This window comes from Grimontia indica (genome assembly GCF_000333895.2).
Classification (GTDB): domain Bacteria; phylum Pseudomonadota; class Gammaproteobacteria; order Enterobacterales; family Vibrionaceae; genus Enterovibrio; species Enterovibrio indicus.
The window spans coordinates 238,439-252,713 of the sequence record NZ_ANFM02000018.1 but is presented as its reverse complement, the minus strand read 5'-3'; the positions used below and the strand labels follow the sequence as shown (position 1 = coordinate 252,713).

Below are 14,275 nucleotides of genomic sequence, written 5' to 3'. Positions count from 1 at the left end.
TTGATGACCTCTGAACTCAAGCATCTTCAGGTCGTTTGGGTATAAAGCCAGCGTCTAAAGCCGCCGTTTTTTTACGTAAAAATAAAGCCGAAGTCGATGAGGATTACCACCAGCATTTTGATAAGTTAGAGCTTGGGCATGAATTATCCATATTTTTATCACCTTGTGTATTAAATGACCGTCACAGTTTATGAGTACACTTGGTTAATCATTAACTTTCACAAAAATGATATATGCAACTAAACCATCATCGACCTGATAGTAAACTTGGTAAAACAAAAACTTGATAAGACGTTATTTTTTGAATTTTGGCTTAGAGAGGAATTATGGAGAGCCTAGTTTCATCATCTATTAACCGAACACCATACACATAAATTATGTCTGAAACTTACGTTAAATAGTACGAATATGTTCAAGAACAAACCGCACCCGCTCCTCCACAGAAAGGCGCGGCACTTCAATCAACTGATAGCCGAATCTTTGGTAAACATCGACCATCACTTCATAAGTTTCTACTGCTTTATCAAAATCTTGTTTTCGCTCTGAATCGTTAACAAAGATTTCTCTCCATGGCGGAAATATGAATGCTTCCTTTCTGTACACCAACATTTGGCATGTTTGGCTTAGGCTCTCTGGTATTGGCAGCTCTTCTAAAAAGCTATAACCCAAGCAATCAATTATGCAGCGGTCAAAGAAGACTGGTCCCGACACTTGTCTAAATGCATCGTAATTAGCTAACTCTTCTCGAACCATCTCGTCTCGAAAAGCCACTTTGTTCATCCAAGGAAGGGCAAAGCCATTTCGCTTCACCTGTTGTTGAATAACTTTACGTCCAGTTTCTGGCGCACAACGTTGACCTTGCCCTTTTAAGCTTTCAATCACCGAGGTCTTACCCGAGCCGGGGCCTCCGGTAAATACAATCAGATTATTCACGTAGCGATGTCTCCTTAGTCGTTCAACGATCACTTTGCCCTTACCAAGCATACCTCGACATTTTTTTCACATTATCCGGCAGATGATGACTAAGAACCTGAGCAAGGAAAGGGTTCATAAACACTTTTGTCCCCCAGAGAAATTTACTGCCAGCCCACAAAATGAAAGGAGCTTTAAAATGACAAAAAGTAATCTCACTCTGTCTGTACTATCTCTCACCGCCCTTTTATCGATGGCCTCGACAAGTTCCATCGCTAACGTCGTCAACGAGCCAACCATTTCTCTGGACATGGCGTTAAAAGCCGCTAAAGCCGCCAATGACCGCTGTTTGAAAGATGGTTTTAAACCGACAACCACCGTCGTTGATCAACGTGGTCAAATGAAAGTTCAACTAAACAGCGACGGCGCTTTCCCTCATGCTGTGGAAACCAGCTACCGAAAGGCACTCACAGCCGCATCCCGCCGCGAGGCAACATCCATCATCGAAGCGGAAAATGAACACGAGCCTCAGCTCGGTGCTGTCTTTAACGAAATAGGATTAATTACGCTAAGTGGAGGCATTCCTATTTACTACAAAGAGCAGGTCATCGGCGCCATTGGTGTCGCTGGTGCACTAGGGGAAAATGATGAAGGCATAGAATATGACGATATCTGTGCTGAATACGGTATTAAAAGTATTTCGGAGGAGCTAAAAGGTTAGACCCATTTCATGAGCCAGCGATAACGCTGGCTTTTTCAGCTCCCTTCCATCCAGCAAATAGAGCGCGTTAAAACACCAACCCCAACTGCTTCAACTCGGTTTCAGCTTGCTCTGCGTTTTCAAATTGAATTGCTGCGATACCAACGTCTTGAGCGCCTATAACGTTATAAGGCATATCATCAAGGAAAACGGTCTCTGCTGCATTCAAATCATAGCGGGTCAAAAGCGCCTGATAGATTTCAGGCTGGGGTTTGAGTAGGCCAACTTCTGCTGACACAATTTCTCCGTCAAACAATGGCCAGAAGTGCTGGGTTTCTTTGAGGAAGGCAACGATTTCGTGCACATTATCGGTTAAAGCGTATACGCCATAGCCAGCCTGTTTCACGCGTCTAATTAGCTCATATGAACCATATAAAGGGATAAGGGATTGCTTCACGTAGTAGAAGAGCTTGTTTGTGGTGTCTGGCGAGAAACCCATTTCGGATTGGTAGCGTTTTTTGGCTTCCTCTTCCGTCATCAAGCCTTTGTTTAAGTCCATCCAGATGTCGTTTTGAAAAATCTCTCTGGCGATAGATTCGTGTTCTATTTTATTCCCGAAAGTCAGCCTGACAATTTCCAATGGTGACCAACGCACAATTACATTGCCTACATCAAACACGACATGTCGAACGTTTCTGTTCTCCATACCCTACTCCTCTTTTTTTCTTCTAAGTCATCAACATAGCGTATTTTCAGAAGAGTATCAGGCGAAAATGGCACTTGTTACACAGATCACTCTCGATTTTGTAGCACTACACGATATCCGTCCAGGTCTTCAAATGTTCTGCCCGAAACGTCCCAGTAATCGTTGTAAGAAGCCACCTGTTTAAAACCCGCTTTCAGCATGTTATGACAATTACTCTCCCATGCTTCATCATCCGTGAAATAGAACACCAGCAAATTGTCCTGGGTTGGCGCTTTACCCACCTGAGCGCCCCGATGATGGGTAAATTCGAAGTGATAGTTGTGCGCGCGGTAACCAACGATCGCACCATCGAAACCGTTGTGGTCTTCAAAGTTACCCAGATTTCAAAGGTCAAGAGATCACTGAAAGTGCGCCCGTCTACACAGATTGGGCAACGATGCGATTAAACAGAACTTGAGGTAGCGCATTGAACCTGTGCTGGAATGTAGCGAAGATAGTGAAAGATCAGGGCATTACAAGATAACTTGATGACACTATTTGGGAAGCTTTCATCTATAGCGCCAGCTTTAATTGGATTGTTGGTGTTATCCACCACCACGCTGGTTTATACAAAGCTGGGGGAACCTTCACTTTTGATTGTGAAGGGACAAACCGCGACTGAACTTAGTACCACCACAGATATCACGCCGAGGCTCGAACGGTTGCAGACACAGATTAAAGCGGATACCCAAAACGGGCATTTGTGGTTTGAGCTTGGTAATGAATATATGTCTCGCGGGGAGTTCAAGAACGCGGCGCTGGTTTATCACTATGCCGAAAGATTATCAGAATCACCTTCTGCGGATGTGTTTGCCGCGCAGGCTACCGCAAAGTACTACGCCAACGGTCAGCGATTTGATCAAAGTGTTGAACGCTGGCTGAATGATGCAATATCTATTCAGCCAGATAACGCAGCCGCAAACATGCTTTTGGCGTCAGAGTACTTCCTGTCGGCGCAATATGCATTGGCGATCAGGCACTGGACAATCATCCTCGATGCCAATCACCCAGATACCGATCGCGCCGCCGTTATCGCGTCAATAAATCAAGCGAAGCGAATGATCAAATAACACTTTGACCAAATGCACTGAGTACCAAAGACACTGCTCGTTCGGCAGAGATATTACCTTTATCCAGGAAGGGATTGAGCTCAACTAAATCCATAGAAGTCATCAATCTGGTCTCTGCGCATTTCTCCAATAGCAAGTGGGCTTCCCGGTAAGACACACCGCCGGGAACTAAGGTGCCTGAACCGGGCATCACTTCTGGGTCGCAGCCATCTACATCGAAGCTGACATGAAATCCAACCGTCCCTTTAGTCACGATTTTTATGACTTCGTCGGCGACACGGCTCATGCCCATCTCATCGATATCTCGCATGCTGTAGACCTTCACACCGGACTGCCGGATCAACTCGCGTTCTTTTTCATCGATATCCCTAACACCCACCAGCGCCACGTTTTCAGGCTTAATTTTTGGATTGTCACTCAGGATGCTAGTGAAGTCTTTATCACCGTAACCCATCAAGTGCGAGAGAGGCATACCGTGAATATTGCCCGATGGGGATATACCTGGAATGTTCATATCAGCATGGGCATCAAACCACACTAATCCAAGATCTTGGTTCTGCTGTTGGTAATAATCGGCAATGCCTGATATCGAGCCAATCGCCAAGGAGTGATCTCCCCCAACAACCATTGGAATGTTGCCGTTTTCGAGTGTATTTCGCGTGACCACAGCCAGATCACGACACACTTGTAGGATTTCGCTTCGAAAACGCATGTTACCCTGCGATTCAGAAGGTCTTGATTCCTTGGAAGGGACTGCAACATCCACCTCTTCTGCGACGCCATAACCTAATTTTTTTAGTTTCTCACCTAAGCCAGCGATGCGAACGGCAGAAACACCACCATCCGTCCCCCTGCGTGATGCCCCCAAATCGACGGGAACACCGATGATTTGAATTGATTTTGATAGTCCATTTTCTTTCATAAGGGAGAACCTCGAAGCGATCGTATTGAAATGAGGAGCGTTAAATCACTCCTTCGAAGAATATTGATTACCTGCGATGAAAGATTGGCTTGTTAGTGGCCAACCATCCGCGCATAACATTTATTTAACACGACAATATTTTGAGTATAAGTAGGAGACAGGAAAGAAATCGAAGAAGAAATAACTGCTAGCAATAGTGATACGATGTTCTCGCTACAGACACATGACGTACCGTCTTGAACTATCAACAGTTTTGGTTATTTAGTCGTGAGGGTTTACGGTGAAAAGAATAAAGGGGCCAGTATTAACCGGCCCCTCTTCAGTGGAGTATTAGTCAGTATGATGCTTCACGTTTTTTCGCGTCATCTTCCCACTGCGGAATCACAGTTTTCAGGAAATCTGCTTTTTCAATATTCATGGTTTCCATATCCATACCCAATACAGCTTGAGCCTTCTCTTTGGTTGATATATCAGGGACCTGAACTGGTTCAGTCATACCTTTGGTCGCTAATAGACGCGCCAGCTTGGTACGGGCATCAGCAGCACGGTCAACGGCTGTACCCAATACTTTTAGCGCCACTTCCGGTGCATGCATGTGGACTCCGTGAGAAGCAATTGCGTAATCCCAACGCCACTGAGCATGTCGGATATCCTGAAGGATAGATGCCATTTCAGCTTCAGTTGCTCCCGCTTCCCAAGCGGCGGCCGCTTCAAAATGTGCTGCCACAATGTGCTTTTCCGCTGTCAGCTTCATATTAAGAACCTGGGCTTTACGGGTAGAAACAATTTCCTGCATGGTTTCTTTGCTTTGGGTATGGCACTGCGCACAAGTATTTTCAAACTGGTCAAATGGATTGCCAATTTTGTGGCTTGTATACACCTTCCCTTCCGCTGTTTGTACCTTAGGCATGTGACAGTCGATACAACCGACATCGTTTTTACCATGAATACCGTCGCGCCAGGTTTCATACTCTGGGTGTTGGGCTTTCAGCATTGGTGCTTTAGAAAGCTTGTGAGTCCAGTCTTTAAAGCCCAACGCATCAAAGTAAGCTTCCATCTGGTCAACATTCGTCCCTTGCGCCCAAGGGAATGTCACCGCTTTCGTTGGACCAGAGAAATAGTATTCAACGTGGCACTGTCCGCACACCTGCGCCTGCTGAGTGAAACGGGTCTGGTCTTCGAAAGGTTGATGAATGGCATTCATTGCACGATCAGCATAAGGACGGGACAGTTTCAAAGCGGGCTCACCACGCTCAAACGCTTCACTCTTGGTGTCATGACAGTCAGCGCATCCGATCGTATTGCTGATTTCACTACCCAGACGGGACCATTTACCATCGAAATAACCATCTTCGCCACGCTCATCGATAACTCGGGCTACGTCCGGACTTTTACAGCTCCAACATGCCATAGGCATAGGCCCTGATTGGTCATCTTTCGGTGCGCCGGTTCGTAAAGTGTTGCGCACATCATCAAGTGCATAAAAGTGCCCACGCGCTTTGTTGTAGTCTTTGGCAAAGCCATAACCCGCCCACATGATCACCATGTTTGGGTCTTCCGCAAGTGCGTCTTCTAGGTGTTGGCTTTCACTGGTTGCTTTCCAAGAGTCATATTGTTCTGGAAAAACGGATTGATAAACGTCATTGCGCGCCTCAACGCGTTTTACGTCTGTAGAAGTGGTATCTGCCATCACAGTATGGGAATACCCAAGAATAGAGATACCTAGCGCCGCCCCCATAAAGCAGGCGGAAAAGGTTCGAATTGCCGACTGAATGCTCACAGCATTGCCTCCAATATTTTGAATTATCGTCCAACCGGCGTTGTGATTTCGGGTGTGCAGATAATGCTATCGGAGCAAGATATATGTTACTTAAAAACCATATAAATTATGGGTTAATTGGCGATTATTTGGGTTACTGTCACACTTATTCAGACTACTTAACCACCCGATAAATGAGAATGATTTTCGCTTAAAGCGCAAAATTGACGTACGTCATTAAAGTTGCATTTAGTTTGACAGTTTGTGACTTCCGAGAGGTCGGTTTCTTTAAATAGCACCATGAATATCATCTAATATCCCTACTCGGCGTTGTGGCTGTGCGCAAGGTGCTCTCAGAGTTTAATGGGAATGTTAGAAGGCTTTTCCAGCCCCTGACAGATCGCGTAATTCTGACAATACAGCCAGGCCAAAGGTGTGAACCTTCAGCGAAATGGCTGTTAAAGGTGAACAATGAGCAATCTCAAAGCCAGCCCTTTTTGGAGCGCAACCATCATTGCTGCGCTTTGCCTTTGGGGCATATCGATGCACGTTGCCACTGCAGGCGAAGGGAATCCCGCGCCATCCGGTGAAAAGGCTTACCAACAGCAGTTTCAGGCCACGTTTCAAAGAAACCCAGACTATGCCTGTACCCAATGCCATAAGGACGAGAAAAACAAACTCTCCGGCGCACACGGTGAGGCCATCAATCCTAAAACCAACCGCAATATGACCTGTATTGACTGCCACACAGGTGTAACGGAAAAACACCGAGACGGCGCGGAAGATGTGGTGAAATTCGATCATTCCCAGTCAGTCAAGGGAACCGATATTCCTGCTGCCTCCATTGAGTGGATCACTCAACAAAACGCGCAGTGTGAAACGTGCCATGAACCCACCGATTTGCGAGAAGCCAACTGGACGCACGACGTTCACGCCCGCGACCTTACCTGTTCATCATGCCATGACGTCCATCCGCAGAAAGATCCTATGAAAGGCATTACGCGCAAAGACAAAATCCAAACCTGCGTGGATTGCCATTCCGACCAGACAAAAGCGCGGGAGGAAGAAGAATGAGTTGTTCAAGACGCCAATTCCTTACCAGCGCAGGCGCTGTTATTTTCACCACCGGTGTAGCGGGTACTCAGGTGATCAGTCGCCCTGTCTTAGCAGCAAGCGAAGAAGTACAAAACAAACGTTATGGCATGGTCCATGATGAAGGGCTTTGCATTGGCTGTACTGCCTGCACCGACGCATGTCGTACCGTGAACAAGGTTCCTGAAGGTGTATCCCGCCTTGAGATTATCCGTACCGAACCCGTCGGTGAATATCCAAACGTAAAGTATGGTTTCACACGCGTTTCCTGCCAGCACTGCGAAAACGCACCATGCGTGTATGTATGCCCTACTGGCGCTGCAGTTAAAGATCCGGAAACCGGCATTGTTGATGTCATCGCGGATAAATGTGTCGGCTGCGGTTACTGCCTTGCTGCCTGTCCTTATCAGGTTCGTTTCTTCCATCCGGAAACGAAAGCGGCGGATAAGTGTGATTTCTGCCGTCACACCAACCTTGCTGAAGGCAAGGAACCCGCTTGTGTCGAGTCTTGTCCGACTAAAGCACTGACGTTCGGCGATTTAAACGACCCACAAAGCAATGTTTCACAATTGCTGGAACAAAAGACTGTCTATCGTGACAAAGCGCACCTTGGCACGGCACCACAGCTCTACAAAGTGCCGCACAACGCAGGGGAGATTAAAGGATGAGTACCATAGAACAAGCCTTTTATTTTGACTCTCTGGTCTGGGATTGGATTATCGCGGTTTACCTATTCCTGGCTGGTATGTCAGCGGGTGCGGCCATGATTTCGGTGTACCTTAAACGCAACGTCATCGAAGGCGATGCGTCCAAAAACGGTATCATCCGTGCCACTGCTATTCTCGCCCCAATGGGCATTATTGTCGGCCTGTTGATCCTTGTTTTTCACCTGACCAAACCGCTCGAGTTCTGGAAAATAATGATTTATTACAACCCAACGTCAGTCATGTCGATGGGTGTCATTTTGTTCCAGATCTATATGGCGGTGCTGTTCGCATGGCTGGCAGGAATCTTCATCGAAGATATTCAACGTGTCATGGGTTCTCTGATAGAAAAAATCCCCGGCGCGAGTGCCATTCTGAATGCGTGTAAACGCTTTGAAAATGGACTTGAAGTCACGCTGGCGATTCTGGCGGTTATTCTCGCTGCTTATACTGGCTTCCTGCTCTCTGCACTGAAAACCTATCCGCTACTCAACAACCCCGTGCTACCGATTCTGTTCCTATTTTCCAGCCTATCCTCGGGCGCTGCCGCATGTTTACTTGTGGGCGTGGTCGGCTTTAAGGAGCCAATGAGTAGTCCTTCTGTCAGCTGGATCCACCGTTTTGAACGTCCGGTCGTGCTGTTTGAACTATTTGTGTTGTTTGCCTTCTTCTCTGGCCTTTACTTTGGCGGCGGTCAGAAAGAAGTGGCTGTGCTTGCAGCTATTGGCGGAGGATTCTGGTCTAACTGGTTCTGGTTTGGTGTGATTGGCCTTGGCATGATTGTTCCACTGACGCTAAATGCCGTCAGCCCTAGCGAAGTTAAACACCGTACCAGTTTTCTGGCGATGGTCACCACCTTGAGCCTGATAGGTGTATTAATGCTTCGTACCTTTATCCTCTACGCGGGACAAATGACAACCGTGTAGTCGATACCGCCTTACCCACTCCCTCTCGGTGGGTAAGGCATTTCTTGTTCCAACGATGAAAAGAAAATTTCCCTATGCTTGCTGAAATCGGTCACATTCTTCTTATTCTCGGCATCGCCTCCACCATGGTTGCCAGTTTGCTTTCCGGTTGCAGCATGTTGAAAACGCCAGTGACCAGCCTTTCAAACTTGGTTCCCCAATTACTTAGCATCGGCTTTTCCGCTATTTTAATGGCCACCTTCATATTGGCTGCATGCTTTTATCTGGACGATTTTTCTGTGCGTTACGTCGCGCAACATTCGAACAGCGCGTTACCCATAGCCTTCAAAATTGCTGCAGTATGGGGAGGCCATGAAGGCTCATTCCTATTTATGGTATTGGCGTTATCTGGCTGGTCATCACTGGTTTCAAGGGACAAACGCTTGCCCGCCGACTACGCCAACGCAACCCGTTTTGTATTGAGCACCACCGTCTTGTTACTGGGCATTTATTGCCTATGGCTATCCAATCCGTTTTTACGCCAAATTCCTTCTCCGCTTGAAGGACGTGACCTAAACCCGATGCTCCAGGATATCGGCCTCATCCTGCATCCACCGTTACTGTATCTGGGTTATATCGGATTTGCCGTGCCTTTTGCCTTCGCTATAGCTGCTTTACTGACTCGATCACCTGCAAAAGTATGGGTAGGTCAATGCCGCCAGTGGACACTAATTACCTGGGCGTTTCTCACTGTGGGTATCGGTATCGGTTCCTGGTGGGCTTATCACGAACTAGGATGGGGAGGATGGTGGTTCTGGGACCCCGTTGAAAATGCCTCCCTTCTACCCTGGCTGACTGCTACGGCGCTCATTCACTGCCTTATTGCCACAGAGCGAAACAACAAACTGGTCAGTTGGTCGCTGCTTCTTGCCATCATCACATTTGCACTGAGCATTTTGGGTACCTTCATTGTGCGCTCCGGTGTATTGACGTCTGTCCATGCCTTTGCGTCTGATCCAATGCGTGGTAGTGGACTATTGCTCATTTTGACGATACTGCTGATTCCTGCCCTCTTTCTGTTCGCATTAAGAGGCGCTCACCTTGCCAAAGATAGCTCAGTAAATACGGGTGGTAACACCTTAGCCTTATGGATGACTATTTCTGCAGGATTGCTGTCATCCATGATGCTGATAGTTATGCTCGGTACTTTTTATCCAATGGTGTACGCCGCGATGGGTTTAGGTACCTTGTCAGTAGGTGCCCCTTACTTCAATTCTCTCTTCGTACCTTTGGCTATCATGGTTGCTTTTTCCGCCGCTTATAGCACAGTGCAAAGCCTATCCTTACCAAGACAGATTGCCCTGTTGCTCATTGCATCACTGATAGCATTGGCCTCAAACTATGCCTTATCACGTTTTTACCAAATCCCTTTTTCTTTGCTGGTATTTTTCGCCATTCTGGCTGGTTTCGTCCTGTTGATTTCAGGTGCCAGCGCGATAATGACACAGGCTAAAGCGCTAAGAACATGGGTTATGGTTCTTGGGCACACAGGCTTAGCGGTGACCTTTTTAGGCGCAACATTACTCACAGGATTCAGCAATGAAACCAGTCTCAAAATGACACGGGGTTCAACGGTTATCCTTGGCACATATTCATTAATCCATCAGGGAAGTTCATGGCATATCGGGCCTAATTACACGGCTGAACGTATTACTATGGAAGTCAGAAAAAATGGTTCGGTCATTGGCCATGTGAAACCCGAAAAACGCCATTACACGGTGCGCACCATGAATATGTCTGAGGCTGGTGTGCTCCGCGATGTACTCAGTGATGTGTATGTAACTCTTGGCAGTAAGTTTGATGCACACACCTACGCTGTGAGGATTCAAATAAAACCCTTTGTCCACTTGCTCTGGGTAGGTGGTTTTATCATGATGCTGGCGGGATTTTTAGGGGCATTGAGAAAGCTTATGCCAACCTCTCCCGCGGCTAATCAAACCAATCCAGCTAAACAATACAAACACTATGAAGTATAAGCTTTTACTACCTCTTATCGGCGGATTCGCGCTCAGCACGGCCTTATTCTGGGGCCTTCAACACAGTGAAGACCCGAACAACAATCCGCCGTTTGCGATGAAAGGGAAACCCGTACCACAATTCTTGCTCACCACATTGCGCTCGGGTGAATCGGTCGATCAAACGCTTTTCCAAAATGATTGGCTACTTTTGAATATATGGGCGTCCTGGTGTTCTTCATGCAAGGCCGAGCAAAACTATTTGATGAGCCTGAAATCAGCCGGCATTCCGATAGTTGGTCTCAACTATCGCGATAAAAAAAATGCCGCTATCTCAGTGCTCAAAGAGACTGGTGACCCCTATCAAACTGTCATTTATGATCCCCAAGGCTCACTGGCTCTTGAACTTGGCAGCATCGTTACGCCTGAAACCTATTTGATTGACCGAGAAGGTACACTGATGTTTCGCCACATTGGGATTTTGGATGAAGGCATCTGGCAACGTGAATTCCAGCCACGTATTGATGACATCACCAGTAAAAAGGAAGGGTCGTAAATGCGAAAGGGATACTTCTTTGTCTTATGGCTTCTGAGTGGCTTTGCTCTCTTATCCTTTAGCGCGCATTCATCAGCAATGGTGGAAACACAAACCCGCCAGCAGAATGCTGAAACATTTCAGTTTTCCTCCTTAGAAAACCAGCGTCTAGCATTAAAGCTAGGGAAAGAACTGAGGTGCCCTCAATGTCAGAATCAAAATCTAATTGAGTCCAACTCCCCCGTTGCACAGGACTTACTTTTGAAGGTTTACGAACAAGTGGAAGCCGGTACCTCTGAGAAACAGATTGTGGAATATATGACATACCGTTTTGGGGACATGGTGCATTACCAGCCCCCTTTCAATAGCCACACAGCCCTTTTATGGCTAGGGCCTTTATTTATTTTGGCCGCACTTTCACTTGTAATTTTCAGGAAAGCAAAATGGCTGCAGAAAGACAGTCAGCCTTAAAAAGAACATTCCTCGCCGATGGAGGTCAACAGTTTCATCTCACCTGTTTCATGATGCGGCAACGAGCGGTGTTGGCCAGGTTCAATACCATGAAAAGCAGACTTCATGATCTGCAAAATGTCACCGTGGGCGACCAGAAGAATCACCTTGTTCTCATATTGGGTTTCCAGATCTGTTATTAAGCTTACTGAGCGGTTTCGCACGCTCATTGTGCTCTCAACACCATTAAAGCTCTGGTTAGAGTCCTGAAGATCTTTCGCCCAAACATTTTCATAGGCAGAAGACGAATGCCCCTCCCACTCACCAAAAAAGCGTTCGCGAAGTCTAATGTCTTCGATCGGATCCGGAAGTGAAAGAACACTCGCCACAATACCTGCCGTTTCTTTCGTGCGCTTGAAGTCAGAACAAATAATCACATCTATCGGCTGGCCACCGTATCCTATTGCAGATTCCTTCGCCTGACTTTGGCCAAGTGGTGATAACCCGTAATTTAAGCAACCAATCTCTGGGTCACTGACCACGATATCAGCCACATTTGCTTCACTCTGCCCATGGCGCATGATGAGGTAAGTATTCTTGAAAACGGTCATTCTTCCTTCCTTAGTGAAAACTCAAGCAACCTTACGTTGGAGATTCATTGCTATTAATCGTTGGTTCCGCTTGGGTATTTTTCAATCTGCTGGCTCTTAACTCGCCCGCTTGATCCAAAATAGGGTACGCAATAGACGTAAAGTGAGAGTTGATACGGATTAAATCTCTCAATAAATCCAAATACAAAGAGCTACCAGCAACAACGGTAATCGTCTGATCACGGAGGCCTTTTTGATGAGCCAGTATTGCCTCGCGCTCAATGTTTTTTACTACGCTCTTCTGTTCAATTAACGCACGCGCATTGTTCACATCACCAGTGAGTAGCACGCTGAAGGCGAGTTCCATATTACGGTAAATGCAGTTCTTCAGTTCATCAATCGCTTTGCGCTCATAATCAGGCAACAGAATATTTTGTTGGATAATCTTATTGATAACTTCTGTCATGCTGTACTCAAGAATGTCACCGGCATGTTCCAAGTTCGTCGTGTATGACGAAATGCGATAGCAACGGCGGCGATACTTCTTAGGAATATCCTGACGACTGAGCTCCGTTAAATAGAGATTTATTTTCTCGTAGTACTCATCAACTAAGTCATCCGAGCGCTTAATGTGCTGTAACTGCGCAGAGTTACGGGTATTCAACGCCTCAAATGCACCATCCAGCATGCCTCTCAGCAAATCCCCCATTCTCAGCACCTCTCGCACAGTATTAGACAATGCCACAGAAGGCGTGCGAAAAGCTTTTCTATCCAGATAACGGGGTTTGTTGTCTGCCTTATCCAAGGTATTAGCAGGCACCCATTTTTCAAGTAAACGTGCGCAAGGCGTCACCAAGGGCAAAAATGTTATCGCCAACATGATGTTGAAAAAAAGGTGGAAGTTAACGAGTACCACTGCGGGCTCATTAGACGCAAACAAGGCTGTTGAACTCAATACGTCCAGCAAAGGTAAGGTAATCACGACACCAAACGCACGAAAGCCAAGATTCCCCAGAGGTACCCGTCGAATTTCCGGCGTTGCATTGACCGTATTCATCACCGCCGGAAGGGCAGCACCTAGGTTTGCGCCCAAAATCAGTGCCATTCCTCCTTGCAGGGTAATCACACCAGAACCTGCCATTGCCACTATGAGCAACACGGTTGCAAGACTCGAATGCACCAGAAACGCAATACACATACCGACGATAACAGCCAACATTGGCTCATCGCTAAGCGCTCCCATCAAAGATTGTATCGCCACAGAGTCGCGCATAGGGACAGACGTTGAAACGATGATTTTCAATGCCAGCAGCATAATGCCAAGGCCAATCATGATTCGGCCAATATGCTTGGTTTTATCCTTCTTACCTGAAGACATGACAATAAAACCAACAAACAACAGAACAGGCTGAAGCCAACTCAAATCGAATGTCAGAAGTTTAGCCACCAAAGTGGTACCGACATCCGCGCCAAGTAAAATCGCCAAACCGCTTGCTGTAGCTAACCCTTGGCTACCTAGCGAACTGGCCAGTAGGGCCGTGGCTGTGCTGCTTTGCAGTAGACATGTCACACCTAGTCCGACACCAAAACCACGCCAGCGGTTAAACGCAGATCGTCCCAAACTTCGACGAATTTTTCCGCCAAAGGTTTTCAATACATGCTCTTTGACCAGCGCAAGACCAAACAGCAGCAGTGCCACGCCTCCCAACAAATTAATTAATACAGATGTTCCTGTCATTCTTATATCACCTAGCGCACGACGCGCGTGTTCTCACTTCTCGCTTTCACCTCTATACCCATACATCTTGAGCATTCGCTTATTTATAAGGTAATCAATATTGCGCTTTTGATCAACAAATGAACATTTTTATGTTCG

Annotated in this window: 15 protein-coding genes; 8 read left to right on the top strand and 7 right to left on the bottom strand. The window is 46.7% G+C overall.

Annotated elements, in window-relative coordinates; all coding sequences use genetic code 11:
* Positions 1–393: 393 nt before the first annotated feature.
* Positions 394–933 (bottom strand): AAA family ATPase, encoded by a 540-nt coding sequence (locus tag D515_RS12425; RefSeq protein WP_002538889.1) that lies wholly within the window; start codon positions 931–933, stop codon positions 394–396.
* Between the two features lie 178 nt (positions 934–1,111).
* Here D515_RS12425 and D515_RS12420 point away from each other — a divergent pair, with 178 nt between their 5' ends.
* Complete coding sequence (locus D515_RS12420; RefSeq protein WP_002538888.1) at positions 1,112–1,633, top strand: GlcG/HbpS family heme-binding protein; 522 nt, start codon at positions 1,112–1,114, stop codon at positions 1,631–1,633.
* A gap of 67 nt (positions 1,634–1,700) precedes the next feature.
* On the opposite strand, the gene D515_RS12415 is transcribed toward D515_RS12420, so the two are convergent.
* Positions 1,701–2,318, bottom strand: a complete 618-nt coding sequence (locus tag D515_RS12415; RefSeq protein ID WP_002538885.1) for an HAD family hydrolase — start codon at positions 2,316–2,318, stop codon at positions 1,701–1,703.
* An 86-nt stretch (positions 2,319–2,404) separates the two neighbouring features.
* Complete coding sequence (locus tag D515_RS26425; RefSeq protein ID WP_039850019.1) at positions 2,405–2,698, bottom strand: hypothetical protein; 294 nt, start codon at positions 2,696–2,698, stop codon at positions 2,405–2,407.
* A 147-nt stretch (positions 2,699–2,845) separates the two neighbouring features.
* Between D515_RS26425 and D515_RS12405 the strand changes: the two genes are divergently transcribed.
* Entirely contained in the window at positions 2,846–3,427 is a 582-nt protein-coding gene (locus D515_RS12405) for a hypothetical protein (RefSeq protein ID WP_051997509.1), read from the top strand.
* Here the strand turns inward: D515_RS12405 and rocF are convergent.
* Positions 3,420–4,349, bottom strand: coding sequence for an arginase (rocF, locus tag D515_RS12400; RefSeq protein ID WP_002538879.1), 930 nt, complete (start codon positions 4,347–4,349; stop codon positions 3,420–3,422). The genes D515_RS12405 and rocF overlap by 8 nt on opposite strands.
* Before the next feature lie 334 nt (positions 4,350–4,683).
* Positions 4,684–6,087: an ammonia-forming nitrite reductase cytochrome c552 subunit gene (nrfA, locus tag D515_RS12395; protein WP_039850038.1), complete on the bottom strand. Its 1,404-nt coding sequence runs from the start codon at positions 6,085–6,087 to the stop codon at positions 4,684–4,686.
* 492 nt (positions 6,088–6,579) lie between these two features.
* Between nrfA and nrfB the strand changes: the two genes are divergently transcribed.
* The 6 genes from nrfB to D515_RS12365 all read left to right on the top strand — a co-directional run bounded on the left by nrfB (position 6,580) and on the right by D515_RS12365 (position 11,830).
* Positions 6,580–7,182 (top strand): cytochrome c nitrite reductase pentaheme subunit, encoded by a 603-nt coding sequence (nrfB, locus tag D515_RS12390; RefSeq protein WP_002538876.1) that lies wholly within the window; start codon positions 6,580–6,582, stop codon positions 7,180–7,182.
* The gene (nrfC, locus tag D515_RS12385; RefSeq protein ID WP_002538875.1) at positions 7,179–7,868 is read left to right on the top strand and encodes a cytochrome c nitrite reductase Fe-S protein; all 690 of its coding nucleotides are present in this window, start codon (positions 7,179–7,181) and stop codon (positions 7,866–7,868) included. The genes nrfB and nrfC overlap by 4 nt, the downstream gene beginning before the upstream one ends.
* Complete coding sequence (nrfD, locus tag D515_RS12380) at positions 7,865–8,830, top strand: cytochrome c nitrite reductase subunit NrfD (RefSeq protein ID WP_002538873.1); 966 nt, start codon at positions 7,865–7,867, stop codon at positions 8,828–8,830. Before nrfC ends, nrfD begins: the two co-directional genes overlap by 4 nt.
* A 74-nt stretch (positions 8,831–8,904) precedes the next feature.
* Positions 8,905–10,845 carry a heme lyase CcmF/NrfE family subunit gene (locus D515_RS12375; RefSeq protein ID WP_002538871.1) on the top strand — a complete coding sequence of 647 codons (1,941 nt, stop codon included), beginning with the start codon at positions 8,905–8,907 and terminating at the stop codon, positions 10,843–10,845.
* Complete coding sequence (locus tag D515_RS12370) at positions 10,835–11,380, top strand: DsbE family thiol:disulfide interchange protein (protein ID WP_039850018.1); 546 nt, start codon at positions 10,835–10,837, stop codon at positions 11,378–11,380. Before D515_RS12375 ends, D515_RS12370 begins: the two co-directional genes overlap by 11 nt.
* On the top strand, positions 11,381–11,830 hold the full coding sequence (locus D515_RS12365; RefSeq protein ID WP_039850017.1) for a cytochrome c-type biogenesis protein CcmH: 450 nt from the start codon (positions 11,381–11,383) through the stop codon (positions 11,828–11,830). It begins immediately after the preceding gene.
* Here the strand turns inward: D515_RS12365 and D515_RS12360 are convergent.
* Both D515_RS12360 and D515_RS12355 read right to left on the bottom strand, forming a co-directional pair.
* Positions 11,827–12,420 carry a histidine phosphatase family protein gene (locus D515_RS12360; protein WP_002538867.1) on the bottom strand — a complete coding sequence of 198 codons (594 nt, stop codon included), beginning with the start codon at positions 12,418–12,420 and terminating at the stop codon, positions 11,827–11,829. The two genes, D515_RS12365 and D515_RS12360, sit on opposite strands and share 4 nt — an antisense overlap.
* A 31-nt stretch (positions 12,421–12,451) precedes the next feature.
* Positions 12,452–14,137, bottom strand: a complete 1,686-nt coding sequence (locus tag D515_RS12355; protein WP_002538866.1) for a Na/Pi cotransporter family protein — start codon at positions 14,135–14,137, stop codon at positions 12,452–12,454.
* Positions 14,138–14,275 lie beyond the last annotated feature (138 nt).